The following is a 24,047-nucleotide window of genomic DNA, read 5'->3' on the forward strand; positions in this document are numbered from 1 at the left end:
AAGGATTTCTTCTAGGTAATGTCGATCGACGCCGAATCGTCCGTGCGCGCAGTGGCCCCACCGGCGAACTCCAGCGGGACGACGGCAGCCGCGCGCTTTCCCTTTCGCGTGATGTAGGTGACCCGGTTGTCCGCCTGCGCAGCGTTGATCATCCTTCCGAGCAGAGTTCTCGCCTCGATGACGCTCACCTCTTCAGGAAGCGGATCCATGATTTCCAAAACTTTGTCCCGGTTCTTTTCCATAGGGATGACAGCCCACCGGACGATCGCCCGGTCTCCTACGCCGGCAGGTCGAGCTGCCAGGAGACGCCGAAGCGATCGGTGACCCAGCCGAACTTGCGGCTGAAGCCGTAGGAACCCAGCGGCATCACCTCATCGCCCTGCTCGGCAAGAGCCGCGTACAGGCGGTCGATCTCGGCCTCGGCCTCGCACTGGACGAACAGCGAGATCCCCGAGCTGAAACCGGCCTCGCGCTTCACATAGCTGTCGATGCACATGAACCGCTGTCCGGCGAGCGAGAACGTGGCGCGCTGTACGGTGCCCTCCTCCCCCCGTGCGTCGGCGCGGTAGCGGGTGATGTCGCCGACCTCGTCGCCGTTGAACAGGGAGGTGTAATACGTGATCGCTTCCTCCGCCCGACCCTGGAGCATCAGGAACGGGGTGATCTTCTGCGGTGCTGCGGTGGCCATTCTCTTTGCTCTCTCGGTCGTGGCGTGTGCCGTTCCGCACGCGCCGGGCGGTCAGTCCCGCGCATGCGGCACGACTGACCGCCCGGCGACGCCGGCCCGGACAGGCACGGCGGTGACTCGTCGTCAGTGGGGGGTCGACGAGCGGGTCAGACCTGTTCGGCTTCCTGGAGTGCCGAGCAGCAGGTGTTGACGAGGAGGCGGGTCACCACGTACGGGTCGACGTTGGCGTTGGGCCGGCGGTCCTCGATGTAGCCCTTCTTGTCGATTTCGACCTGCCAGGGGATGCGGACAGAGGCGCCGCGGTCGGAAACGCCGTAGCTGTAGACGTTCCAGAGGGCGGTCTCGTGCTGGCCGGTCAGTCGGGACTGGATGTCGGGGCCGTACTGCTCGACGTGCTCCAGGATCTTGTCCTGGCTGGTGCCGAGGGACTCGCAGGCGGTGATGATCGCGTCCCAGCCCTCACGCATGGCCCTGGTGGAGAAGTTGGTGTGGGCACCGGCGCCGTTCCAGTCGCCGCTGGCCGGCTTGGCGTCCAGGGTGGCGTGCACACCGAACTCCTCAGCAGTGCGGTACAGGAGGTAGCGGGCGAGCCACAGGTCGTCGGCGACGGTCAGGGGATCGACGGGTCCGATCTGGAACTCCCACTGGCCGGGCATGACTTCGGCGTTGATACCGCAGATCGCCAGGCCAGCGGCCAGGCAGCGGTCCAGGTGCAGTTCGACGATCTCGCGTCCGAACACGTCTTGGGCGCCCACACCGCAGTAGTAGCCGCCCTGCGGGGCCGGGAAGCCGCCTTCGGGGAACCCGAGCGGGCGGGCGCCCTTGAAGAAGGTGTACTCCTGCTCGATGCCGAAGATCGGCTCCTGAGGGGCGAACCGTTCAGCGATCGGACGGAGCAGGGCGCGGGTGTTTGAGTCATGCGCGCGGCCGTTGGTCTCGTTGACCTCGCACAGGACGAGGATGTGGTCGCCGCCGCGGATCGGGTCCGGCACCACCTTGACCGGCTCCAGCACCCGGTCCGAGGCGTACCCCTCTGCCTGGCCGGTCGAGGATCCGTCGAATCCCCAGGTGGGAGTGGTGTCCGGGTCGGTGAGGATACGGGTCTTGGAGCGGAGCTGCGGGGTCGGCCTGGTGCCGTCCAGCCAGATGTACTCGGCTTTGATCGCCATGGTGTTCTCCTGTGGTGGTGTGGATCGGGTGCTATTGGCCGGGCCGGGTGCGGGCCGGCCTGGTCATAGGGTTGGTGGTGCGGCTGGTGGGGAGGTGGGTAGCTGCCCTGATGCTTGCCGCAGGGCGGCGACGACCGAGGCGTGACCCGCGCGCTCGGCGTCGGACAGGGGTGTGCCGCCCCACCGGTCAGTGGCAGTGATGTCGGCCCCGTGCTCCAGGAGGTAGCCGACGATATCGAGATGGCCTTCGGAGGCAGCGAGATGCAGGGGGGTGCGACCGTCGTAGTCACTCGCGCGGGTGGAGGCACCGCGGGCCAGCAATGCCCGGACACCCGTGAGGTCGCCCTCGCTCGCCGACCAGAGCAGACGGACCGTGGCGTCAATGGCGCTCTGGTTCCACTTGCGGCGCGGGTCGCGTTTGGCTTCGGGCCCGCTGCCGACCAGGGAATCATACATGTGGAGCGTGTACTTCTCGACCAATTGCCGACAGAATTCTATACCACGAACCGAATTACCCAGCGGGTCCAGGCGCGGCGACCAGATTGCGATTCCCATCACCTGCGGAATGACGACCATGAGTCCGCCCGAAACACCGCTCTTGGCTGGCAGGCCGATGGTGAAGGCGAATTCCCCGGAGTAGTCGTACATGCCGCAGGAAGACATGAGGGAAAGGCACTTCTGCACCGAACCCGTAGCGAATACGCGTTCATTGGTGAGCGGGACGACTCCGCCGTTGGCGAGGGTGGACGCTGTTGAGGCGAGGTCCTGGGTATTGACTTCGAGCGAGCAGCACTGGAAATAGAGTTCCAGGGTCTCGATCAGGTCCGTGCTGTCCGGGAAAGCCCTGTGCTCGCGCATGAAGTAGCCGAGGGCGAAGTTGCGGTCGGCCGTCTGCCGCTCGGACAAGTAGACGGAGTTGTTGAACCCGACCGGGTTCCCTCCCGCCAACCGCCGCCAGGTGTCCGCGATGTAGTCGAACCGGTCGGCGATCGCGAGCGACGGCTTGATGAGCGAGCAACTCATGATGGCACCCGAGTTGATCATCGGATTGTGCGGGAGCCCGTCGCCGTTGAGCGACAGCTCGTTGAAGCCGCGTCCGCTCGGCTCGCGTCCGACGTGCTGGTGGACCACGTCGGCATTGAACTCCTCTAGCGTGAGGCAGTAGTTGATCGGTTTGCAGACCGACTGGACGCAGAATCCCACCCCCGCGTCGCCGATGGAGAACCGCTGCCCGTCCACGGTGCAGACCGAGACCGCGAACTGGTCCGGCAAGACCCGCTTCAGCTGGGGAATGTAGTCCGCGACCTCGCCGCCCCGTCCCGGCAGCAGGTCCTGGTAGATCTCGGCGACGGCGGCCGTGAAGGACGGGAAGTCGGGAATGGCGAGATCACCGGTGATCGCGCGCGCGACCAGCCCACTTCCCCGCCGGCAGAGCTCGGAGAATTCCGCGAGGCCGAGTCGGGAGCTGTCGGCGTCGGAGCCGCTGCCCGGACCGCTCGGGCCACTGATGCGCGGGTCGCCCGCGGAAATTCCGGACAGTTCCAGGCGCGCCATGACCTCCGCCCGCGCTATGGTCCCCCGGTCGTCCTCCTTGAACGTTTCGAAGAGCTTCCGATGCGCGTTGAAGTCCCCGGATGTGCCGGTCTCGCCTCCTCAGGGCTGTTGCAAGGTCGGATTTCATGGGTGAACGTGCAGGTCAGTAGGGATGCCGAAGAGTTCGAGCGGGGCTGTGTGGGGCGCGAGGGCCATGGCTCGACGTGCATCGGCGATGGAACTCCCGCTCCTGCGGAGGAAGTTCATGGCGACTGACCTCAAGGTGGCCATGTTCTGGGCTCCGTGGCGGGTGCGGATGCGGGAGGCGTCCTCGCCGAAGGCAACATCACGAACGTAATGGATCTTGTTCTCCACTCCCCAGTGGCCGCGGACGTAAGCCCCGATCATCTGCGGGTCGGCCTGCGCCGACGACAGGTCCGTGATCACGTACACCGTCTCCCGCGAACGCTTCCCGGTCTTGCTGTCGGTGCGGTGCCGAGTCAGCCGGGCCACCTGTCGCAGGTGCGGAAAGTCGAGATCGTTCCAGGTCACGGCCTGGATGATGCGGGTCTCCACCCGGCCGTGCGCTCGGACCGTGGACCGGGAGGACGTGCTGACCCGTTCCCAGGGCACCGCCCGGCACGCCGTCCACAGCTCGGGCTGGTTGCGCTTGACCGTGAAAACGTAGTGTGCACCGAACTCCTCGACCAGCACCCGGGCATGGTCACGCTGCGTATGCAGAGCATCCGCCGTCACCACCGCCCCCGCCAGGTCCAGCACCGACAGCAGCGCCGCGAACCCGGTGATCTCGTTCGTCTTGTCGGGAACCCGCTGCTGCGCGACCAGTGTGCCGTCCTGCACTATCGCCCCGAGTACCGTCACCGCCTGCCCGGCCTGGTCCCGCGAGCCCCGCAGACATTTGCCGTCCACCGCCACCTCCCGCGCCTGGACCGCAAAGGCTCGCAGCAGCCCCTCCAGCCCGCCGGGCATCACAGCACCGACTACCCGGCGGATTGTGGACGCACTCGGCGCCCTGACCAGCCCGAAGACCCCGCAGCGGCGCAATCCGAGCCGCTCCAGCGTGGACGCCGGCGCCGCGGCCGCCCACTGCCCCATCGCCCGGAACGACTCGAACCGGCACGACAGCGCGCACAGCGCGACCAGCAGCACCGCACCGAGCGGATACTGCCGCCCACGCGGATCACGCGGGTCACGCAAGCCGTTGACCAGCGCGAACACCGTGGCACCAGGCGACACGCTCCCCGCGCCCCATGGAAGCCGACTGGACATGGCAGACTCAGGAATCACCGAAGCTCCGTTGTTTGTCGAGGACTTGTGAGGTCATCGACCACAACGGAGCTTCGTCTATCCCGGACACGGCACGCTGACCAGCGAGTTCACAAGATTACCCGACCTTGCAACAGCCCTGCTCGCCTCCTTCCGCCTTGGCGCTGGAACGAGTCGGGGGTCTCGTCTTTTCATTCACACTTGATTTCACTTCGGTCTCCGATGGGCAGGAAATCGGCCGAGCGGCACAGCAGGAATGCGACCGCGCAGCGTGAGGAGCAGGCCACGTTGAATGAAGTCCGTACCGCAGCGTGGGGGCCTGCGTTACGAAGGCCGGTCCCCGCCGTGCCCTCCATCCGGCCCGGTGTATGGCACGGCGCCCAGCTTCAGCTCCCCATCGGGAGCGGAGCCGGCCGTGTTCATGAAGTCCGTGCGGGCACACGGCACCCGATGAGGAGTCCCGGTCGCGGACAGGGGGTTCCGGGAGCTCGGAGCCGCGGCTCCGCCTTCACCCGGTGTGGGGAGAGGGCGAAGGCGGAGCCGCAGGCTGTCGACGGGGTCCGCGCCGTGGATCAGGGCGCGGGCGGCGGTCCGAGGATCTCGATCCCGTAGTGGGCGGCCATGCGCGCCAGTTCGGCCGGGTCCGGAGGCAGTTCGCCCAGCGGCGGGTGGCCGGACGCATCGGCGGGGCTGCCGGCTTCCAGGATCAAGCCCTCGAAGCCCGCGGGCGTGTGCAGCGTGAGGAAGCGGGCGGTGGGGCTGGTCACGACGAAGGAGTGAGGCAGGGCACGGGGAAGCACGGCGATCGATCCGGGGCCGGCCGCGTGCTGGTGGCCGTCCACCTCGACACGCAGTTCGCCGTCGAGGACCAGGAACGTCTCCTCGTCGGTGGCGTGGCTGTGCAACGGGCTGCTGTACCCGCGCTCGCCCAGGTGCTCGAGCACGGACAGGTTGCCGTGGGTGTGGTCACCCTTGACTCGCAGGCGAACCAGGGCGCCGAGGAACCACACGGCCTGCTGCTCCTCCTGGCTGAGGATCGAAGGGGTGAGTGGATTTGGTGTCTGCGTGAACAAAGTCATGACTCAGATTCAACGCCACCGATCCCATAGCTGTCCAAGACCCAATAGGTCTATTAGCATAGCGAGCATGCATGAGTTGAGCCTTCCTGCGCCTGTCGAGCTACGCCTCCTCCGTGCCCTGGTCGTGGTCGCGGAGGAAGGAGGGGTCAGCGCGGCGGCCGCCCGCCTGCACATCGCCCAACCCTCGCTGAGCAGGCAACTGCAGGTCCTGGAGCGCCAACTGGGCCTGCAGCTCTTCGAACGGGCCGGACGGCGGCTGCGGGTCACCGCCGCCGCCGAGGTTGTCGTCGACGCCGCGCGGCGAGCCCTGTCCGCAGCCGACGAGGTGGGCCACGTCGCCCGCCAGGTCGCCCAGGGACACGCCGGGCGCCTGACCGTGGCCGTACTGCCCGGAGCCTCCCCCGCGATCCTGGTCAACGCCCTGTCGGCCTTCCGCCGGGACCACCCGCACGTGGAAACCACCATCACCGAACTGAGGGACGAGGACCAGTACCGGGCCCTGCGCGAAGGACGCGTCGATGTGGCACTGGCCCGTGTCAGCGCACCACCCGCCGACCTGTGCCACCGGGTCCTGTTCCGCGAACAGCTGTGCCTGGTCGTCTCCACCTCCCACCGCCTCGCCAACGCCCAGCAGGCAACCATCGAGGACCTGCGCAACGAGGTCGTCGCCTTCTACGGCCGCGACGTCCAACCGATCTCCTACCGCTGGCTGAGCGAGTACCTGGCCAACGCCGGCATCAACGCACCCATCCAGGAGGCCACCCTCAGCATCATCCTCGCCACCGTCGCCGCCGACCTGGCCGTCTCGGTGCTCGTCGAGTCCTTCGAGAACCTCCTCCACCCCGTCGGCGTACGGTTCATCCCCCTCACCGACATGCGACTCGACCTCGTCATGCAATGGCACGAACCACAGCAGTCCCCGGCCGCCACGACCTTCCGTGCGCAACTCCTCCACGCCGCCCGCTTCGCCTGAACCTGTGGGGGGCTGTCTTGATCTTGACTCGGTCCCGTAGTCGTTGGCGATGCTTCGAGTTGCCTACTGGAGCAGGATCCGTTGGCGCAGGAGCTGGAAGCAGGCGCGGACGTGCATCTGCCTCGTGATCTTCTTGGTTCGGGTGTCGACACCTTCGCTGCGGCCGTTGTGGTAGGGGAGAGCGAGGCCGGCGTCGACGGCGGCCCGGTCGAGTTCGAGGCCGTTCGCGAAGGAGTGCAGGTGGGGAAGGTCGACGGCGCAGACCTGGGTGATCCGGTCGGTGAGTTCAGCGTCGTTGCCCTCGGCCAGGGACAGGATCCCGGCGAACTCGCCGACGAGGCGGGCGAGTTCGGTCATCTCGACGCAGGTGGCAGTGGGTTCCCGCAGGAGTTCGGCGTCTTCGCCGCGCAGGTTGTCGGGGCGGGTCAGCAGGAGCCGGGACGGGCGCCGCGCGGTCGTGACGGGCTTGTCGCCCTCGGCGCGGCCCTGGGTGATGCAGCGGACCAGGAGGTTCGCGCTCCCGGTGCAGACCAGCTCCTTGATCTCGCGCAGGAGGCGGGCGACGGGCACGCCGGGATCGTCTGCCCGGCGTCGTCGCAGGTGGTCGCGGCAGGGGTCGAACAGGGTGGACCGGTACTGCGGTGCGCGGCCCTCGGCCGGGGGCTCCTGCCTGCGGGCGTAGCGCTTAACGGTGTTCAGGGCGAGGTCCGGGCGGCGGGCGCATTCGAGCAGGCCGACGCCCTTGCCGGGCAGGTCGTGGACCTGCTGCCGACGCTCCCGGGTGGTCTGCTCGTGAACCCTGCCCGGCCGGGCAGGGTTCACGGCGGTGGCCCGGCAGGTGGTGTGCGAGCGGACCTCTGCCAGGGTCTTTCCGCATAGGTTGGACCAGAGCTGCCATCGGTCGCTGACCGCTTCGGGCAGGGCCCGGCGGATCGGCTTGCCATAGGAGCCGGATCCGTCGCGGCACACGCATCCGGCGCCGGGGTGCTCGCGCAGCCACTTCGCCACCGTCTCGGCGCTGCGATCAGGCAGGACGTCGATGCGCTCGCCGGTCTCGGCGTCGATGACGATCCGTGGCGTAGCGGTGCCGGCGCCTGAGGGCGAAGTAATCGATGCCGATCACCCGCGGCACGCGCAGTGGCGGTGTCGGCAGGCGCATGAGCATTCGCAGCGCCATCGAACCGGAGATTCCACAGATCAGGATGCGGGAGAGGCGGGCGCCCGCCCGGCCCCAACTCTTTGACTATCGACCCGAGCTGGCTGGTGAGGCGGTGGGCGCGGCGTTGGTGGCGCTTCACCAGGCCCGGGACCTGCACGCGGAACGTCCCTGGCTGTGGAGGATGTGTCGGACGAGGGTGCGGTGATCCCGGGTGGGTGTTCGGACGCGGGGTGGCCGGCAGAAAGACCAGAAAACACCATGAAAACAAGAGAGTTGACATCAGCCATTCCCGATCATGACATCCGCCACTGATCGTCACCACCGATTACGGGACAGAGCCTTGATCTCTATGTATGGCCGGTGTGGTGGTTCTTGGTGTGGTGCTCGGTGATGCCTATTGCTGGGTGACGCGGTCGCCGCAGAACTCGGCGAGGGTGTTGATGGCTTTCTTTCAGCGAGCTTGGCCTTGGCGCCGGTGCCGGGAGCCAGAAGGCGTGGGCGGCCCCCCTTGGCGACCTGACCGATGGTGCGGTCCCCGTGCCGGCAGCGCTCGACGATGTCGGCCTTGAACTGCGGACCTACATGGCGACCGGTGGCGTGAAGATGCTGCCAATCGAGCAGATACCTCCGCAACTGGAGTGGGCACATGTCGCCCCCGCGCGGCGTGTCCACGCAGTAGGGGTGCGCTGCCTCATGGGGGCTGTTGGCATGGTGCTACCCGGCTGGACCGGTATCTGGCACTGGCTTGGAATCGCCGCAGCGATAGGTCTCGCACTGCTTCAGATCGGGGTATCCGCGTGCACGTCCAACTGGGCTCGATCAAGACGATATCGGTGAACGTGTTCCTGCTTCTCGTTGCGGTGTTCGTCGCAGCGGGACGCCTGGCGGGCTGAGGTAACCTCCCGCCGGACGGTCCCTGACGTACTTTTACTGAGGTTGTAAGCGGGATGTCGTCAGGGTGAGTCCGGTTGCAGCCAGGCATCCGTCGGTGATGTCGCTGCGGCATTGCACCTGGCGCAGCGCCAAGGGACAGTTCGATCGGTTCTGATCCACTTGCTGTGGAGCGATGACTCGGCGTCACGGGCCTCTGGAAGGATGGGTGTTCGCGTGACTGCAGCGTGCTCTTGACCGCTTTTTCCATGTGTACGGAACGATCATTCTGGACATGGAGACGGGCAAGCGTGCGGACATGCTGCCCGACCGCACTGCCGAGACGCTGGCTGCCTGGCTGCGCGCGCATCCCGGGGAGGAGATCGTGTGCAGGGACCGGGCCAGCGCGTATGCCGAGGCCGTCCGCACAGCCTGTCCCGCCGCGATCCAGGTCGCTGACCGGTTTCATATCTGGAAGGTGCGCCGTGAGGCGCTGATTGATCGAGTGGAGGTGGGAGACCTTCGCCGCTGTCCTGTCGCAGCAGGGCGGTGAAGCTGGGGCAGCCTGACCCGGGAGGTGCCGGGGAGGGTGGCAAGCGGCCCTGACGAAGCCGGGACGTGTCAGCACTGCCAGATGGTGCGGGTCCGGCGAGCGAGACGGAGAGGTATACGAGAGGAACCGGTGTTCGAAGCCTCCTAAGGTGACATCAGCTCGAACCTGGCGGATCTGGGCTGGTTGCGGTGCGTGCTCGCCGGTGCCAAGGCGGGCAACTTCCCGGCGGTTTCTGCCAGAGCGCCGGGGAGGCCACGGTGAAGTGCTGCGGGGTAGCCGTGGCGATGCCGCGGGGGTATAGCCGGGTGCCTACTCCGACGATCGATCAATCAGTGAACACGGGAACCTCCCCGGCTCTGCCCGGGTTCCGCGCGGCCAGCGCGGGAACCGGGCTGGGTCCACCGTCGGCCGACCGGGCCGGGGAGGGGCGGAGCCGCCGTAGTACTCCGAGCCGGGGAGAGCCCGGCGCATGGGGAAGGGCGGCAGCGAGATTGCAAGGGAGGAACTGCAATGTCCGAAGACACCGGGGTGGATGCCCTGGTCGCGTGGCCCTCGGTGCTGGTTGCCGAGGCGCGGGTACGGAAGATGCAGACCAAGCTGCACCGTTGGGCGGTAGCCGATCACGGCTTCCGGTTCGACGATGTGTTCAACTTCGTCTGTGACCCGGCCGTCCTGGTGATGGCGTTTGAGCGGGTCGCGGGCAACACCGGAGCCCGGACAGCAGGCGTGGACGGCGTTCGCGCCGCCGACGTCCTGGCGTCCGGAGTGACAGCGCACCTGAACCACATCCGCGACCAGCTCCGGGCCGGGGCCTTCCAGCCCCTGCCGGTGCGCGAACGGATGATCCCCAAGGCGGGCGGGAAACTGCGCCGGCTGGGGATCCCGACCGTTGCGGACCGGGTGGTGCAGGCTGCGTTGAAGCTGGTCCTGGAGCCCGTGTTCGAGGCGGATTTTCGTCCGTACTCCTACGGGTTCCGGCCCAACCGGCGTGCACACGACGCGATCGCCGAGATCCACCTGTTCGGCTCTCAGGGATACCGCTGGGTGCTGGACGCGGACATCGAGGCGTGCTTCGACCGCATCGACCACACGGCCCTGATGGGCCGTGTCCGGGCGCGGGTGAAGGACAAGCGGGTGCTCGCGCTGGTGAAGGCGTTCCTCAAAGCCGGGATCATGACCGAGCTCGGCGAGCGGAACGAGACCGATTCGGGAACCCCGCAAGGCGGGATCCTCTCGCCGCTGCTGGCCAACATCGCACTGTCCGTGCTCGACGACTTTGCCGCCGAGCAGTGGACCAGCATGATGGGCAGTCGGCGCGATCGCGAGCGGCAACGGCGGCGGGGCCTGCCGACCTGGCGACTGGTCCGCTATGCGGACGACTTCGTCGTCATGGTCCACGGCACCCGCGAGCACGCCGAGGCGCTTCGCGAAGCATGTGAGCGAGGTCCTGGCCCCGATGGGCCTGGTGCTGTCAGAGGCCAAGACCCAGGTGGTGCACCTTGCGGACGGGTTCGACTTCCTCGGCTTCCGAATCGTCTGGATGCGGAAACGCGGAACGGACAAGTGGCACGTCTACACGTTCATCGCCGACAAACCGGTCGCGTCGCTGAAACGGAAGATCAAGGCACTGACCCAGAAGTTGTCGCATCTCGATTACAAGATCACGCTGATCCGGATCAACCAGATCCTGCGCGGCTGGGCCAACTACTTCAGGCACGCGGTCGCCAAGCACACCCTGCAGACCCTGCACACCTTCGTCTGGTGGCGCATCGTCCGCTGGGTGATGCACCGGCACCGCATGACGTGGACGGCCATCCGGCGATGGCTCCGCGGCCCCAACGGGCGGTGGAAGCCCATCGAAATGGACGGGATCCAACTGTTCGACCTCGGCAGAGTACCGATCACTCGGTATCGCTACCGAGGCACGAACGGCATCCCCAGCCCTTGGCCGGACGCTCTGGGCAGCCCGTTTCCAACGGATGATCTCGTGGAGAGCCCGGTGCGGTGAGAGCCGCACGCCGGGTTCGGAGGGCGGGTCGGGGAAACCCACCGGGAGTAATCCCGGCAGGGCGCCCCGGCCCGACCCATCAACCTGTGCGAGGCAGTCGAGAAGTGCGTCCTTGCGCACCGCACCTGCCTGGCCGAGACCGAGCCGACCGAGAGTCCGGCATCGGACCCGTCCGAGCAGGCGATGGCCCCCGACACGGACGCACTCGGTTCGGACCTTCCTGTGCCTGCGCAACTGGAGGGCCTGCGCGCTGTCCAGCGACGCGAGCGCCATGCGGCGGTGCATGACCTGTTCGGGCAAGGGGGTGGGGATATCGGCGATCGGCGAGGCGCTGGGTCTGGACCGCAAGACAATCCGCCGCCACGCGCACGCGCCCACCCCGAAGGACGTGCCCGCCGGCTCGAACCAGCGCGAGAACCGGGTCCAGCCGCACCTCGGCTACCTGCACCAACGCTGGAACGAAGGATGCACGGACGCCGTCCGGCTCTGCGGGGAGATCCGCGCCTTGGGCTACCGCGGCAGCGAGCGCACCGTCGGCCGCCACCTGCAGACCCTACACGCCAGCGGCCAGCCCGCCCCGACCGCAAGCCGGGAACTGACCGTCCGCCAGGCCACAAGGCGGGTCACCAGCCACCCGAACCACCTCGACCAGGCCAGCCCCTCCGGCTCAAGGACCTACTGGCCCGCTGCCCGGAACTGGACGCGTTCGCGGACTGCGTACACACCTTCGCCGAGATGATGACCGAGCGCCGGGGCCAGGACCTCGCAGCCTGGCTCGTGCGGGCTGTAGCCACCGGCTTCCCCTCCCTTTCCAACCTGGCCCGCGGCCTGCGCCAGGACTTCGCGGCCGTCACCGCCGGCCTCACCCTGGAGTGGAACTCCGGCCGCGTCGAGGGAAACGTGAACCGCATGAAACGGATCAAAAGGGATGGGTATGGTCGCGCGGGTTTCGACCTCCTCCGCCTGCAGATCCTCCACGCCGACTGACCGAATGTCACGCCCAATCATCGTTCCACAGCGAGTGGATAAGAACCGTTTGCTATGTCCGCTGACAGGCCCCCGCGGACGCCCAGTTGCCGACCGCCTTGGCCACAAGCGGGTCCCCGGAGACTTCGATGTCTTTCGACGTCGTCGTATGCAGGAACTGGAGCGGCTTGATCCGACCTGGCAATTCAGCGCGATCGCCGGCCCGACGCAGCATCCCGCGAACGGCATCGGCGGTCATCGGCTCGCCTCGGCGCGAGCCGGCGAGCTGGATCAGGAGCATGCCGTGGTGACCGGCCGAGGGTCGGTATTCGCCGTCCATGTAGGCGAGATAGGATCTGATCATGGTCGGGCTCGCGGGGTAGATCTCTCCTCCGCAGATAGTCCCGTCACGTAGCCACCAGTCCGGCTTGCGCTTGGCCGCGGCCCGGTTCGGGTTGTCCCAGCGGTGGCAAACGTGCAGATGCGGGTCCCGGTACTCTCCGCAGGCGGCGTCGGCCTGCAGGTGGAGATCGCAAAGGTGCAGGCCTGTGAGTCCTCCGACTTGCAGAGTGGTATCGGACAGCCAGGTGATGATCATGGCGTCGCGGGCGGTGTTCGCCTCCATCAGCAGAATGGGGAGAGCACCCTCAGGCAGCACTTTCGGGTGCGGCCTCCGTGTGCCCCCGCTCCCAGCGTTGAGCGGGTTCGCAGCACTCGACCTGAGCGCATGCTCGACGAGCAGAGCCCGGTCCGGCCGTGTAGGCAGCGGGCGTGCCTGCAGTGCAGCCAACAGGGCATCGTTCACGATGCTGCGGGCGCACTGGTGCAAGTAGAACCCGCGCAGGCACGCCGCCGCTGTCTTCAGGCCTGACGCACTGTACGGACGCTTCGGCAGCGTCCTCCACGGCCGACCGAGCGGCAGTTGCACCTTGGCACCGACGGCGCCCATGTATCGCTGCAGGTCATTCAGCGTGATTTTCGCTGTGGTCAACCCCTCGCGGACCCGCCACCTCAGATGATCAACAAGCGTGTAGGCATAGGTCTTCTGCGTGCCGGAGCCCTCGTACTTCCGCAGGAAACTGTCCGCCTCTTCCTCGACCGCACCGTCCGGCCACACGATCGTGTAGGACCAGCCACCGCCTGCCCGCATCGTCGGCTGAACCCGTAGATCCCCCAGGGGATCCCACCCCGCGCCGACCGTGCCCCCTTCAGTTGGGCCCGAGACATACCTTGATCTCCGCCTGCGCTATGGCCCCCCGGTCGTCCTTCTTGGACGTTTCGATGAGCCCTTCTATGCGTACCCAAGTCCCCGAAGTCTCCAGTATCACCTCGGTCCGTCTTGGCATTCAAACGCATCGAAGCTCCGGCGCTTTCATTCAAGCTTGCTCTCACCACGGCACCCTTGCTTCATTCAGCGGCCAACCGGAACCAGCGAGCCGCATGACCTAACGCTCGTCTTGGACGAGAAAAAAGGAGTGAGGGGATTCAGTCTCTTTATAAAAAATCCCTGCCTCAGCCCGAATCCACCGGCTGATCATTTCGGGGTTGCTCTCCTGCCCGTGGACGGTCGGCCGCTGGGGGCAACAGGTTGAGGGTGTGCGGTAGCCGCCGTGCGCGGGTCGCGGCCTGTCCGAGGGGTTGTGCGGGGTCGGGAGCGGTTGGTGGCGCTGTCGCCGGTGGCCGTCGGGCCGTCGCGGTGCGGGATCTTGTGGCGGTCAGGCCGCCGGGCGCGGCGGTGGGGAGTGGACGGCCTCGAACAGGGCGGTGAAGGCGTCGCGCCAGGGCCAGTGCTCGGGCAGATGCACCGTCAATTTGGTGCGCGCGGTGCGCGCGAGCCGGGCCGGGACGTGGACCAGGTGGGCGCGCAGGGTCGCTGTGGTGGCCTTGGCGTGGAAGACCGAGGTCAGCGCACCGGCGGCCCGCAGCAGGTTGTGCGACATCGCCCACAGGGTCAGCCACGCGGCGTTGGCCTGGAAGTTCCCGGACGGCAGGTGGGCCAGAGGCCCGGACTTCCCGTCCGCGATCACCTGCTCCACCACGGCGTGCTGCCGGTGGTGCAGTTCCGCCTGCAGCACCGCGAAGGAGCTGTCGGTGAAGACGGGGTGGTAACGCCAGGCGGTGAACAACTCGCCCTGACCCTGGGCCACTTCGGCGTTCAATCGGCGGACCCGGCGCACGATCAGCCGGGCGGTGACGTGCTCGGACTTCCTTCGGCCGGTGAAGGCGGTGTAGGGGATCTCGGCGACCTCGGCGTCGGAGACCATCTCGCCGGTGTCGGGGTCGACGAAGGCGTCCGGGTAGCGGATCGCCGTCCAGGACTCCTGCGGGATGCGGGAGATCGCGCCCGCGATGGAGGGGTTCATGCCGGTGGTCAGGGAGAATCGGGCGCCGGCCCGGCGGCAGGCGGCGACCACGTCGGCGGTGTAGAACTTGCTGTCCGCGCGGACCAGGCGGATCCCGGTGCCGCCGGTCTCCTTCGCTATGGCCAGGGCCTCGCTCACGAAGCTCTCGGCTCCGCGGACGTCGGCGGCCTTGCCGCGGCGCAGGCGGACCGCGCCGATCACGGGCCGGGCGATCGGGGTGGACAGGGTGGCCAGGATCGGGTGCAGGGTGCGCTGGCCCTTGAGGCGGCCGACCTGCGCGCCCTGCTTGGCGTGGCCGTACACGCGGCGGTGGGTGGGGTCGATGTCGATGAACATCAGTGTGTCGGCGCCGGGCAGCAGTGGGGTGCTGCGGGCCAGTCGGGCCAGGAAGTCGCGGTGAACGCGGTGGAGCTGGCGGTTGTGGCCGTGGGTGAAGGAGCGCAGGAAGGTGCCCAGGGTGGAGGGCGCGCGGACCGAGGTGAAGGCGCGGTCCATCGCGCCGTGCCGCAGCCGCGCCGCGTCGTCGATGCTGTCCGCGCCCGCGCACATCGCGCTGATCAGCGACATCACTTTGGCGGCCGGGTTGGCTCCGCCGCTGTTGTCGGCGCCCTCGATGCGGAGCGCGGACGCGGCCAGTTGCCGCAGGCCGGCCCGCTCGGCCAGCCGGACCAGCGACAGCAGCCCGGCATCGGCGATCAGGTTCGGCTCGTCGAAGACGGCGGAAACCGCTGTGGCGGCATGGCAGGATTGCATCTCGCGGATGTTCTCTCGTTCTGGCGACTTGGTTCTGTAGGAAGTCCCATCGTCCCAGGTCAGAGGGCATCCGCGTCGTTATGTCCAGGCCTCGGACAGGTCATTCATCGGTGGATTCGGGCTCAGAGTCAACACTATCCATCCAATAACTGTCTAAGACCGATTAGGTCTATTCCCATAGCCAACACGCATGAGACGTCCTTCTACACCCGTTTAGCTACGCCTACCCCTCCCGCATACCACCTCATCGCCGTGGAGAAGGGCGGGGTCAGCGCGGCGGGGGCCCGTTTGCACGTCACCCCGACCCTCGCCGGGCAATCAACAGCAGACCCCGAAGCCCAAACTCGGACTGCAATTCTTCGAACGGGTCGGACGGCACCAGCGTGCGACGGCGACCGCAGGGCTCTTGACCTCGAGGCGATCGGACATCATTTCAACCCCATGCAACGAGGGGCGGAGCACCGACTCCTTATTGCATACGTATTGCAACCAATAAGAATTTGTGTCTAGATTGTTCCGTCGTTGTCCCCGCCGAGAAAGTACACGGCCATGACCACCACCCTGACCACCTCCGACGCCAGATCCCGATGGCACCGCGTCCGCACCTCGATGACCCGTCAGGAATGGCTGCGCGCGGGCGGCATGCTTTCCTTCATCGCTCTGCTGCATATCGTTGGTTGGTTCACGCTGATAGCCGTCGTGGTCCCCCAGCACCTAAGCCTGGGCGCCAAGGGTTTCGGCATCGGGATCGGCATCACCGCCTACACCCTGGGCATGCGGCACGCCTTCGACGCCGACCACATCGCCGCCATCGACAACACCACCCGCAAGCTCATGAACGACGGCAAGCGCCCGCTGTCGGTCGGCTTCTGGTTCTCGCTCGGCCACTCCACCATCGTCTTCGCGCTGGCGTTCCTCCTCAGCCTCGGCGTCAAAGCCCTGGCCGGGCCGGTGCAGAACGACGACTCCGCGCTGCACCACTACACCGGCCTGATCGGCACCAGCGTCTCCGGCGGCTTCCTCTACATCATCGCCGGCATCAACCTGGTGATCCTGGTCGGCATCCTCAGGGTCTTCCGCCAGATGCGCCACGGCGACTTCGACGAAGCCGCCCTCGAAGAGCAGCTCAACAACCGCGGGTTCATGAACCGGATCTTCGGGCGGCTGATGAAGTCGATCACCAGCCCGTGGCAGATGTACCCCATCGGGGTCCTGTTCGGGCTCGGCTTCGACACCGCCACCGAGATCGCCCTGCTCGTCCTGGCTGGCTCCGGCGCTGCCTCCGGACTGCCCTGGTACGCCATCCTCTGCCTGCCGGTGCTGTTCGCGGCCGGCATGTCGCTACTGGACACCATCGACGGTTCATTCATGAACTTCGCCTACGGCTGGGCCTTCTCCAAGCCCGTCCGCAAGGTCTACTACAACATCACCATCACCGGACTGTCCGTGGCCGTCGCGTTCCTCATCGGCACCGTCGAACTGCTGTCGATCCTCCAGGACCAGCTCGGCCTCACCGGCCCGTTCTGGGACTTCGTCGGCTCGGTGGACCTGAACACCATCGGCTTCGTGATCGTCGGCCTGTTCGTCGCCACCTGGATCTTCGCCCTGGTGTTCTGGCACGTCGCCCGAATTGAGGAGAAGTGGACCGCGACGCTGCGCCCGGCCGAGGAAGCCGACTGAACAGGTATTCCCGGGTCGCTCATCAGCACCGTGGGCCGACCATCAGGGCCCCTGCTCGGATGCCACCCTTAGCTTGACTCTGAAGCTCCTTTCATGCTCACTGACGCCTGGGTGGCGATGCGCTGCGCGATCGCGCGCAAGTGGGGGCGCGGCGACGCGTCCGAACACACCGCCGACCCGCGAAGCCGCTACATGGCCCATGAGGAGCTGCGCGCCTGGGAGAAGTCGGCGAAGAAGTTCTCCAAGCTCCCCGACGTCACCCGCAAGGCCCTGGGCCACCACTGGAACGCGCAACTGCGGATGATCAAGACCTTCGCCGACGCCGGGGTACCCATGGTCGCGGGCACCGACGCGTGCGGGGCCATCGGCGTCATCCCCGGATTCGCGCTGCACGACGAGTTCGACTACCTCGCCGAGGCCGGACTGGACCCGCTGGCCATCCTGCGGATGACGACGACCGAACCGGCCCGATTCCTCGGCAGGGAGGCCGCTTTCGGCCGCATCCTCCCCGGCATGCCCGCCGATCTGGTGCTCCTGGCCGAGGACCCGCTGGAGGACCACCACGCGCTTCACAAGATCGCAGGTGTGATGCGAGACGGTTCCTGGTGGTCCCGTGCCGACCTCGACGCCGTCCTGGAGCGCATCGCAGCCAATCCCGGCGCCCACCTGACATCAACGCTCCGCACCCTCGGACAGGAGACAACGACCAGGCCTGGCGCATCAGGCGGGCGACGCGCCGACGGCCGCACCCGCTGGGCCCTGGCCCTGGCACTGCAGGACCGTGTGGACGCGCGGGGCGCCGTAGGTGCCGTACGAGCGGGCATGGACGGCTGCGATCTCCTGAGTCAATTCCAGGTCGCGGGCCAGGCGCGGTCCGATGACGGGGCTGCGGCGTGCGTAGTAGGCGGTCCGGGAGACCTTCAGGAGCTCACAGGCGCGTTTGCCATTGTGGCCCAGCTGCTTCTCCGCCTCGATGAACGGGTGCACGTTCACCGGGTCCCCGCTGCGAAGAAAGCTGTCGCGCGCCGCAGGATCTCCACGTCCCCGCGCAGGCGGCGGTTCTCCCGCCGCAGTGCCGCCAACTCCTCCTGCTCGTCGCTGGTCAGCGCTTCGCGTTCACCAGCGTCGATCTGGGCCTGCTTGACCCAGTCCCGCACCGCACCGTCGGTCAGGTCGAAGTCCTTGGCGACCTGACCGACGGTGCGGTCCCCGCGCCGGCAGCGCTCAACGATGTCGGCCTTGAACTGCGGCGTGAACGACCGCCGCGGCCGAGGCTTCTTCTTCCCCATGCCTTCCATGATGGACATCCCTCCGGGGTCGCGACCCCGGATCTCGAATGTCCGTCAAAGCGAACCAACCTCAGAGGGAAGAAGGGGCTCCGCCGATCAGCGGCCACTACTCAGGTGGAAGCTGCCCCTGATGGAGCCGGAGCTGTGGTTCACCGCGTTGTGGACGACTTCGCTTGCGACCAGCTCCAGGTCAGTCAACACCTCTGCGTCGAGTGGGAGGCTCCAGGCCGCGGCCTGATAGGCGATCCGCGCCACGGCGATGCGAAGAGAGCAATGCTCAAGACTTGTGGATCGGTTCCGGGAGGGCACGCGGAGGGCGTACCTTCCCGAATGATCCTTAAGGTCTCCGAGTAGGCCCGCGTTGCAGCGCGGGTCGGGAAGGTACGCCCAGTGCTCAGCGTAGTCACCGACGACGGCTCCACCCAGTCCGGCTCCCTGATCGACGAGATTGTCCGCGAAGGTGCCCGGCGCATGCTGGCCGCCGCTCTGGAGGCGGAAGTCAACCAGTACATAGCCGAGCTGACTGCCGAGACCGACGAGCACGGACGTCGGTTGGTGGTCCGCAATGGCCGCCACCGGCCCCGGACCGTGGCCACGGCCGCCGGGGCCATCGAGGTCACCGCGCCCCGGGTGAACGACCGCCGCGTCGATGAGTCCACGGGCGAGCGCATGCGGTTCTCCTCGAAGATCCTGGCGCCGTGGTGCCGCAAGTCGCCGAAGGTCAGCGAGGTGCTGCCGTTGCTCTACCTGCACGGCCTGTCGTCGGGGGACTTCGTGCCCGCGCTGGAGCAGTTCCTCGGCTCGGCCGCCGGGCTCTCGCCAGCGACCGTGACCCGGCTGACGAGGCAGTGGGGCGAGGACCACACCGCCTTCCAGGCCCGTGACCTGTCGGACCGGGACTTCGTCTATGTGTGGGCCGACGGGGTGCACCCCAAGGTGGGCCTCGGGCAGGCGCACTCGTGCGTCCTGGTCCTGCTCGGAGTGCGCGTCGACGGCACCAAGGAGCTGATCGCCATCGCCGAGGGACTGCGCGAGTCGACCGAGTCGTGGGCCGACCTGCTGCGGGACTGCCGCCGTCGCGGCATGCGCGACCCGGAACTGGTGGTCGGCGACGGCGCGATGGGCCTGTGGAAGGCCCTGGCCGAGGTCTTTCCCGTAGCCCGCCATCAGCGATGCTGGGTTCATAAATCCAGAAATGTGAACAATGCCCTGCCGAAGTCCGCGCAGCCGGGGGCGACGAAGGCGATGCAGGAGATCTACAACGCCGAGGACCGCGCGCACGCCGAGAAGGCGATCAAGGCGTTAGAGAAGACCTACGGCACCAAGTGGCCCAAGGCCGCCGCGAAGATCACCGACGACCGGGAAGAACTGCTGGCGTTCTACGACTTCCCGGCCGAACACTGGATCCACCTGCGCACCACGAACCCCATCGAGTCGACGTTCTCCACCGTCAAGCTCCGCACCAAGGTCACCCGCGGCGCCGGCAGCCCGGCCGCAGCCCTGGCGATGGTGTTCAAGCTGGTCGAGTCCGCCCAGGACCGCTGGCGCGCGATCACCGGCGCCCACCTGGTCGCCCTCGTTCGCGCAGGCGCCACTTTCGAGAATGGTGTCCTTGTCGAGCGGCAGGAGCAGGTCGCATGACCGACGACGCACTCCAATCGGAGGAGCCGGCCGAGCACCTGCGCTTCTGGACCTACCTGAGCGCGCTGGAACAGGTCACTGACGCCGACGAGCCCGGGCTGATCTGCGAAGTCCTTGCCGATCCGGACCAGATGATGGCCGAGTCCGCCGTCCTACGGCACCTGGACCACCGCGCCAGCGCACTCCACCTCGGACCTGGCTACGAGCCCTGGGCCGAGATGATGACCCAAGCCACGACGAGCTCTCCGTTCCTGGCGCAGCGCCTGCAGGAATGGTCCCTCTTCCGGGCCGTCGCGCTGGGTCAGCCCTGGCGCCCGGACACCCTCCTGGGCTCATCCAACTGGCTTCAGCTCATAGTGGCCACCACATCGAACACCGACGCGGTCAGCCTCCTCGCCGAGCAAGGCCGCACCAAACGGATCCGCAACACCGCCAAGACCACCCTCCAGCGGCACAGCTCACACTGAGCCGCAGGTCACTTCATCCACAAGTCTTGACTATTGCTCGCGATCCGGCTGCCGGTCAACGGCCGAGCACGGGCACTCGGCCGACTCCACGACCGCTACGGTGCCGAGGCAGCCATCGGCCAGGCCATCACCCTGGCCGAGAAGACCGACTTGCCCAACGGCCTGACCTCCTGCATCGCCCTGGACGTCCCGTACTCCCACGCCCGCCTACTCGCCAACGCCGTCACCGCCCGACTATCCCTCGGGGACACCGGCAAGGTGCACTCTCTCGCTGCCCAGATCGAAGGCCAGGTAGACTCCTCGGACTCCGCCTGGAGCCGCGCTCTCGTCCGACTCGATCAAGCGACCGCCTGCCTACGGGGGCCGACGCCCGACCTGGAGCGCGCCATGGAGTTGGGCACGCAGGCGCTGCGCGCCGGGGCAGCCACCCCGATCCGGTCGGTACTCCAGCGAGCCCAGGAACTCCAACAGGCAGCCGCTCCCTGGTACACGCATACGGCCGTGCAGGACTACGCCGAAGCCCTCACCGCCTGGCGCGCGGCCCCCGCCGCCAGCACGCTCACCACCTGATCTAGGAAATCAATGCCCTCACTGGCCCATCATCCCGGTACGTTCCCCCCGCATCCCCCGGCTGACTACGACGACCCTGCCGCCATCCTCTCCACGGACCAGCGGGCCTTCGACCAGCTCGACCAGACCAAGAACCACTGGGACCGCACAGGATGGACAAGGGAGACCCGTGTCGTCTACTGGCTGCTGACCTTCAACGGAAATTCTGAGTTGGCTGACTCCGCTCGAACGCTTCAACACGCCCTGGCACGAACCAGTCTCGACCTGATCCGGCCCGCCGACCTTCATCTCACACTGACCCGGGCAGGCAGACGGAGCGACATCACCGAGCAGCAGATCGACGCACTTGCCGAGAAGGCCGAAGGTCGTCTCGGCCCACCCTTCACGCTCACCGCCCACCCACTGACTGGGTCTGCGGGGGCCGTCCGCTACTCAGTCGTCCCCTGGACGCCCCTCATCGCCCTGCACACTGCCCTCACTCGCTTCCAGGAGGAACTGGGACTCCCCGGAGGGAAACCCACAGAGCGCTTCCGTCCTCATCTGGGGCTGGCATACAGCAAGACCGTCCAAGCCGCACAACCCCTCATCGACGCTGTCAGCAGCCTTCGCAGCCACCCACCTGTCACCCTCGACATCACTCACGTCGATCTGGTCGAACTCAGGCGCGAGCCAGGTCGATACACCTGGGACAGGTTCCACTGCTTGCCGTTGACTTAAGCATTGTTGACGGCCGATTTGATGGCCGGCGGATCACCCCCGCGTCGGCAGGTGTCAACGGTCATTGAGATGCCCAGGTGGGCGGTCGTCTGGTGTCCAGGCTGGTGGCCACCAGAAATGGCTCTCATCCACTTTCCGTGGAGTGGTGACACAGGGTCATGTTCTTCGTCAGTAGGCGTAGAGGACCCGGCGTCTCAGGAGGTCGAATCCGGCTCGGCCGTATCCGACTCTTTTGAGCATTTTGATGCGGTTCACGTTGCCTTCGACCTTGCCCGAACTCCACTCGAGGGTCAGCCCGGCGGTGACGGTGGCGAAGTCCTGACGCAGGCCACGGGCCAGAGTTCGAAGCGGTGCAAGCTGGGTGCGCTCGGCACCGATGAGCCAGTCCTCAAGCTCGGCTCCGCGCTTGTCGCGCATCATCTCGGCGAAGGTGCGGACGCACTCGGCGATGGCATCCAGCTCGGAACATCGAGCCAACAACCCTTTGAGCTGGATTTTCTCGGTCTCGTCGAGCGAGGCCGGGTGGCGGGTCAGCAGTTGGGTGGCCTGGCGTACGGTCAGCGCCTGGGCGACCCTGGGCGCGGGCGTTCCTGCGGCGCGTACCGGCTGCAGATGGCGGCGGACCGTCCGCGTACTGCCCCGGTAGCCCAGTTCTCGGATCTCCTCGCACAGCCTGGCACCGTCCGTGCAGCCCTCGTTCCAGCGTCGGTGCAGGTGGGCGAGGTAGGGCCGGATCTCCGTGTCCCGATGGGCATCACCCGTGGGTATCTCTCCAACTGTGGCTGCGTGCGCGTACTTCCCGACCGTTTTGGGATCCAGCCCCAGGGCCTTGGCGATCGCGTAGATCCCGACCCCCTTGTCGAACAACTCATTTACGCCGAGCTTATGGCATGCAGCGGCCCGTCCTTCTCGCACCGCCGCCCCTGTTCGGGGCACATCGGGAACGTTGGCGGGGTCCGTCGGCGTGGTTGCCGGCGAGCCCCGCCTCCTACGTGTGGGTCAGTTGTTGAAGGATCCGAAGCCGCCGCTGGCGATGCTGGTGATGTAGCCGCTGCTGTCGGCGATCGCGGCGCCGGTCCAGGAGCCGTTGGTGTTGCGCTGGTTGTCGTACACCTTGCCGCCGGTCAGGGTCTGGATGTGCAGGGTGCCGTCGTGCAGGCCGGAGGCCGCGATGTCACTGATGCTGCCGCTGCCGTCCACGATCGCGGCACCGGTCCAGGACCCGTTGGTGTTGCGCTGGTTGTCGTACACCTTCCCGCCGGCCAGGGTGTCCACATGCATCGTCCCGTCGGGCAGCCCCGCGGAGGCGATCGCGCTCACACCACCACCACCGTCCACGATCGCGGGACCGGTCCAGGAGCCGTTGGTGTTGCGCTGGTTGTCGTACACCTTCCCGCCGGCCAGGGTCTGCACGTGCAGGGTCCCGTTGGGCAGGCCGGCCACGGAGATCGCACTCACGCCACCACCACCGTCCACCAGCGCGGCACCGGTCCAACCCCCATTGGCGTTGCGCTGGTTGTCGTACACCTTGCCACCCACCACGGTGTCCACATGCATCGTCCCGTCGGGCAACGAAGCGGAAGCCACAGCGGTGATGCTGCCCGAGCCGTCGAGCAGCGCAGGATCGGACCAGGACCCGCCCGTGTTGCGCTGACGGTCATAGACCTTCCCCGCCACCAGGGTCTGCACGTGCATCGTGCCGTTCGCCAGCCCCGTGACCGCCGACTGGGTAATCCCACCGCCCTGGTCCAACTGACTCGACCCGGTCCAGGACCCGTCACCGTTGCGCTGGTTGTCGTACACATTGCCCCCCACGATCGTGTCCACGTGCATCGTGTCCGGAACCCCGGAGGACGGCGGCGTGGTGGGGTAGGGGTTGGCGTGGTCGGCGCCCAGGCCGGCGGCGGGTCCGCAGACGGGCCATGCGCCTTGGCCCTGGCCGGCCAGGACCTTCTCGGCTATGAGGATCTGCTGCTTCTCCGTGGCCTGGTTGGGGTAGGCGGCATACGCCTGGCCGCCGTAAGCGTCCCAGGTACTCAGGGAGAACTGCAGTCCGCCGTAGTAGCCGTTGTGGGTGTCGATGGACCAGTTGCCGCTGCTCTCGCACTGGGCGACCTTCTCCCAGGTGCTGACCGAGGCGGCGCCGGCTGGTCCGGCCGCAGCCAGCGGGGCAGTGACGGCGGCGGCCAGGGCAGCGGCAGTCAGAATCTTCTTCATGCGGTTGTTCACGGACATCGCGGGTCCTCGGGTCCGGGGCGGTTGGTTCGCCCGGTGTGCACCGC

22 protein-coding genes and 3 pseudogenes are annotated in these 24,047 nt (G+C 67.2%); 13 read left to right on the plus strand and 12 right to left on the minus strand.

All coding sequences use genetic code 11. From position 1 onward, the window contains the following. Positions 1-11: 11 nt before the first annotated feature. From ACXKR8_RS05020 to ACXKR8_RS05045, 6 genes are all read right to left on the minus strand, one after another. Positions 12-242: a hypothetical protein gene (locus ACXKR8_RS05020; RefSeq protein WP_458271686.1), complete on the minus strand. Its 231-nt coding sequence runs from the start codon at positions 240-242 to the stop codon at positions 12-14. Between the two features lie 35 nt (positions 243-277). Further along, on the minus strand, positions 278-688 hold the full coding sequence (locus ACXKR8_RS05025) for a VOC family protein (protein WP_458271687.1): 411 nt from the start codon (positions 686-688) through the stop codon (positions 278-280). A 146-nt stretch (positions 689-834) separates the two neighbouring features. Continuing rightward, the gene (glnII, locus tag ACXKR8_RS05030) at positions 835-1,857 is read right to left on the minus strand and encodes a glutamine synthetase GlnII (RefSeq protein ID WP_458271688.1); all 1,023 of its coding nucleotides are present in this window, start codon (positions 1,855-1,857) and stop codon (positions 835-837) included. A 63-nt stretch (positions 1,858-1,920) separates the two neighbouring features. Then, positions 1,921-3,411: a glutaminase A gene (glsA, locus tag ACXKR8_RS05035; RefSeq protein ID WP_458271689.1), complete on the minus strand. Its 1,491-nt coding sequence runs from the start codon at positions 3,409-3,411 to the stop codon at positions 1,921-1,923. Between the two features lie 123 nt (positions 3,412-3,534). Next, positions 3,535-4,629 (minus strand): ISAs1 family transposase, encoded by a 1,095-nt coding sequence (locus ACXKR8_RS05040; RefSeq protein WP_458266617.1) that lies wholly within the window; start codon positions 4,627-4,629, stop codon positions 3,535-3,537. Between the two features lie 620 nt (positions 4,630-5,249). Beyond that, on the minus strand, positions 5,250-5,756 hold the full coding sequence (locus ACXKR8_RS05045) for a cupin domain-containing protein (RefSeq protein ID WP_458271690.1): 507 nt from the start codon (positions 5,754-5,756) through the stop codon (positions 5,250-5,252). Between the two features lie 67 nt (positions 5,757-5,823). Between ACXKR8_RS05045 and ACXKR8_RS05050 the strand changes: the two genes are divergently transcribed. Continuing rightward, on the plus strand, positions 5,824-6,729 hold the full coding sequence (locus tag ACXKR8_RS05050) for a LysR family transcriptional regulator (RefSeq protein ID WP_458271691.1): 906 nt from the start codon (positions 5,824-5,826) through the stop codon (positions 6,727-6,729). Between the two features lie 63 nt (positions 6,730-6,792). Here the strand turns inward: ACXKR8_RS05050 and ACXKR8_RS05055 are convergent. Then, a pseudogene (locus ACXKR8_RS05055) lies at positions 6,793-8,054 on the minus strand (ISL3 family transposase); the annotation flags it as partial. A 416-nt stretch (positions 8,055-8,470) separates the two neighbouring features. Between ACXKR8_RS05055 and ACXKR8_RS05060 the strand changes: the two are divergent. The 6 genes and pseudogenes from ACXKR8_RS05060 to ACXKR8_RS05085 all read left to right on the plus strand — a co-directional run bounded on the left by ACXKR8_RS05060 (position 8,471) and on the right by ACXKR8_RS05085 (position 12,306). Beyond that, positions 8,471-8,725 (plus strand): DoxX family protein, encoded by a 255-nt coding sequence (locus tag ACXKR8_RS05060; protein WP_458274903.1) that lies wholly within the window; start codon positions 8,471-8,473, stop codon positions 8,723-8,725. A gap of 304 nt (positions 8,726-9,029) precedes the next feature. Then, positions 9,030-9,311 carry a transposase gene (locus ACXKR8_RS05065; RefSeq protein WP_458271692.1) on the plus strand — a complete coding sequence of 94 codons (282 nt, stop codon included), beginning with the start codon at positions 9,030-9,032 and terminating at the stop codon, positions 9,309-9,311. 840 nt (positions 9,312-10,151) lie between these two features. Then, a pseudogene (locus ACXKR8_RS05070) lies at positions 10,152-10,682 on the plus strand (reverse transcriptase domain-containing protein); the annotation flags it as partial. A 169-nt stretch (positions 10,683-10,851) separates the two neighbouring features. Continuing rightward, entirely contained in the window at positions 10,852-11,319 is a 468-nt protein-coding gene (locus ACXKR8_RS05075) for a group II intron maturase-specific domain-containing protein (protein ID WP_462100660.1), read from the plus strand. A gap of 283 nt (positions 11,320-11,602) precedes the next feature. Next, positions 11,603-12,058 (plus strand): hypothetical protein, encoded by a 456-nt coding sequence (locus ACXKR8_RS05080; RefSeq protein WP_458271693.1) that lies wholly within the window; start codon positions 11,603-11,605, stop codon positions 12,056-12,058. Then, positions 12,055-12,306 carry a transposase gene (locus ACXKR8_RS05085; RefSeq protein WP_458271694.1) on the plus strand — a complete coding sequence of 84 codons (252 nt, stop codon included), beginning with the start codon at positions 12,055-12,057 and terminating at the stop codon, positions 12,304-12,306. Before ACXKR8_RS05080 ends, ACXKR8_RS05085 begins: the two co-directional genes overlap by 4 nt. 52 nt (positions 12,307-12,358) lie before the next feature. On the opposite strand, the gene ACXKR8_RS05090 is transcribed toward ACXKR8_RS05085, so the two are convergent. Next, the gene (locus ACXKR8_RS05090; protein ID WP_458271695.1) at positions 12,359-13,435 is read right to left on the minus strand and encodes a tyrosine-type recombinase/integrase; all 1,077 of its coding nucleotides are present in this window, start codon (positions 13,433-13,435) and stop codon (positions 12,359-12,361) included. Positions 13,436-14,000: 565 nt separating this feature from the next. Further along, positions 14,001-15,401, minus strand: coding sequence for an IS1380 family transposase (locus ACXKR8_RS05095; RefSeq protein ID WP_458266600.1), 1,401 nt, complete (start codon positions 15,399-15,401; stop codon positions 14,001-14,003). A 549-nt stretch (positions 15,402-15,950) separates the two neighbouring features. Here ACXKR8_RS05095 and nicT point away from each other — a divergent pair. Both nicT and ACXKR8_RS05105 read left to right on the plus strand, forming a co-directional pair. Next, a complete protein-coding gene (gene nicT, locus ACXKR8_RS05100) occupies positions 15,951-17,081 on the plus strand; it encodes a Nickel transporter NicT (RefSeq protein ID WP_458271696.1) in 1,131 nt (376 codons plus the stop codon). Between the two features lie 300 nt (positions 17,082-17,381). After that, positions 17,382-18,275, plus strand: a complete 894-nt coding sequence (locus ACXKR8_RS05105; RefSeq protein WP_458274904.1) for an amidohydrolase family protein — start codon at positions 17,382-17,384, stop codon at positions 18,273-18,275. On the opposite strand, the pseudogene ACXKR8_RS05110 reads toward ACXKR8_RS05105, so the two are convergent. Next, a pseudogene (locus ACXKR8_RS05110) lies at positions 18,188-18,388 on the minus strand (transposase); the annotation flags it as partial. The gene ACXKR8_RS05105 and the pseudogene ACXKR8_RS05110 sit on opposite strands and share 88 nt — an antisense overlap. 372 nt (positions 18,389-18,760) lie before the next feature. Here ACXKR8_RS05110 and ACXKR8_RS05115 point away from each other — a divergent pair. From ACXKR8_RS05115 to ACXKR8_RS05130, 4 genes are read left to right on the plus strand one after another with little or no spacing between them, the layout of a single operon-like run. After that, complete coding sequence (locus ACXKR8_RS05115; RefSeq protein ID WP_458271697.1) at positions 18,761-20,011, plus strand: IS256 family transposase; 1,251 nt, start codon at positions 18,761-18,763, stop codon at positions 20,009-20,011. Then, the gene (locus tag ACXKR8_RS05120) at positions 20,008-20,478 is read left to right on the plus strand and encodes a hypothetical protein (protein WP_458271698.1); all 471 of its coding nucleotides are present in this window, start codon (positions 20,008-20,010) and stop codon (positions 20,476-20,478) included. Before ACXKR8_RS05115 ends, ACXKR8_RS05120 begins: the two co-directional genes overlap by 4 nt. 33 nt (positions 20,479-20,511) lie before the next feature. Continuing rightward, positions 20,512-21,048 carry a hypothetical protein gene (locus ACXKR8_RS05125; RefSeq protein ID WP_458271699.1) on the plus strand — a complete coding sequence of 179 codons (537 nt, stop codon included), beginning with the start codon at positions 20,512-20,514 and terminating at the stop codon, positions 21,046-21,048. 12 nt (positions 21,049-21,060) lie between these two features. Beyond that, positions 21,061-21,765 (plus strand): 2'-5' RNA ligase family protein, encoded by a 705-nt coding sequence (locus ACXKR8_RS05130; RefSeq protein WP_458271700.1) that lies wholly within the window; start codon positions 21,061-21,063, stop codon positions 21,763-21,765. 168 nt (positions 21,766-21,933) lie between these two features. On the opposite strand, the gene ACXKR8_RS05135 is transcribed toward ACXKR8_RS05130, so the two are convergent. Both ACXKR8_RS05135 and ACXKR8_RS05140 read right to left on the minus strand, forming a co-directional pair. Next, complete coding sequence (locus ACXKR8_RS05135) at positions 21,934-22,680, minus strand: ISL3 family transposase (RefSeq protein ID WP_462100334.1); 747 nt, start codon at positions 22,678-22,680, stop codon at positions 21,934-21,936. Between the two features lie 84 nt (positions 22,681-22,764). Beyond that, the gene (locus tag ACXKR8_RS05140; protein WP_458271702.1) at positions 22,765-24,000 is read right to left on the minus strand and encodes a transglycosylase family protein; all 1,236 of its coding nucleotides are present in this window, start codon (positions 23,998-24,000) and stop codon (positions 22,765-22,767) included. Positions 24,001-24,047 lie beyond the last annotated feature (47 nt).

The sequence above is a fragment of the Streptacidiphilus sp. PAMC 29251 genome (assembly GCF_054208735.2).

What these genes read in the sequence shown, in the direction of transcription:
- nicT (WP_458271696.1), top strand. Translation starts at nt 15,951, where the DNA reads ATGACCACCACCCTGACCACCTCCGACGCCAGATCCCGATGGCACCGC.
- ACXKR8_RS05130 (WP_458271700.1), top strand. Translation starts at nt 21,061, where the DNA reads ATGCCCTCACTGGCCCATCATCCCGGTACGTTCCCCCCGCATCCCCCG.
- glsA (WP_458271689.1), bottom strand. Translation starts at nt 3,411, where the DNA reads ATGGCGCGCCTGGAACTGTCCGGAATTTCCGCGGGCGACCCGCGCATC.
- ACXKR8_RS05020 (WP_458271686.1), bottom strand. Translation starts at nt 242, where the DNA reads ATGGAAAAGAACCGGGACAAAGTTTTGGAAATCATGGATCCGCTTCCT.
- ACXKR8_RS05140 (WP_458271702.1), bottom strand. Translation starts at nt 24,000, where the DNA reads ATGTCCGTGAACAACCGCATGAAGAAGATTCTGACTGCCGCTGCCCTG.
- ACXKR8_RS05080 (WP_458271693.1), top strand. Translation starts at nt 11,603, where the DNA reads ATGACCTGTTCGGGCAAGGGGGTGGGGATATCGGCGATCGGCGAGGCG.
- ACXKR8_RS05105 (WP_458274904.1), top strand. Translation starts at nt 17,382, where the DNA reads ATGATCAAGACCTTCGCCGACGCCGGGGTACCCATGGTCGCGGGCACC.
- ACXKR8_RS05075 (WP_462100660.1), top strand. Translation starts at nt 10,852, where the DNA reads ATGCGGAAACGCGGAACGGACAAGTGGCACGTCTACACGTTCATCGCC.
- ACXKR8_RS05025 (WP_458271687.1), bottom strand. Translation starts at nt 688, where the DNA reads ATGGCCACCGCAGCACCGCAGAAGATCACCCCGTTCCTGATGCTCCAG.
- ACXKR8_RS05120 (WP_458271698.1), top strand. Translation starts at nt 20,008, where the DNA reads ATGACCGACGACGCACTCCAATCGGAGGAGCCGGCCGAGCACCTGCGC.
- ACXKR8_RS05085 (WP_458271694.1), top strand. Translation starts at nt 12,055, where the DNA reads ATGATGACCGAGCGCCGGGGCCAGGACCTCGCAGCCTGGCTCGTGCGG.
- ACXKR8_RS05090 (WP_458271695.1), bottom strand. Translation starts at nt 13,435, where the DNA reads ATGCGGGCAGGCGGTGGCTGGTCCTACACGATCGTGTGGCCGGACGGT.
- ACXKR8_RS05060 (WP_458274903.1), top strand. Translation starts at nt 8,471, where the DNA reads ATGGCGACCGGTGGCGTGAAGATGCTGCCAATCGAGCAGATACCTCCG.
- ACXKR8_RS05045 (WP_458271690.1), bottom strand. Translation starts at nt 5,756, where the DNA reads ATGACTTTGTTCACGCAGACACCAAATCCACTCACCCCTTCGATCCTC.
- ACXKR8_RS05050 (WP_458271691.1), top strand. Translation starts at nt 5,824, where the DNA reads ATGCATGAGTTGAGCCTTCCTGCGCCTGTCGAGCTACGCCTCCTCCGT.
- glnII (WP_458271688.1), bottom strand. Translation starts at nt 1,857, where the DNA reads ATGGCGATCAAAGCCGAGTACATCTGGCTGGACGGCACCAGGCCGACC.
- ACXKR8_RS05095 (WP_458266600.1), bottom strand. Translation starts at nt 15,401, where the DNA reads ATGCAATCCTGCCATGCCGCCACAGCGGTTTCCGCCGTCTTCGACGAG.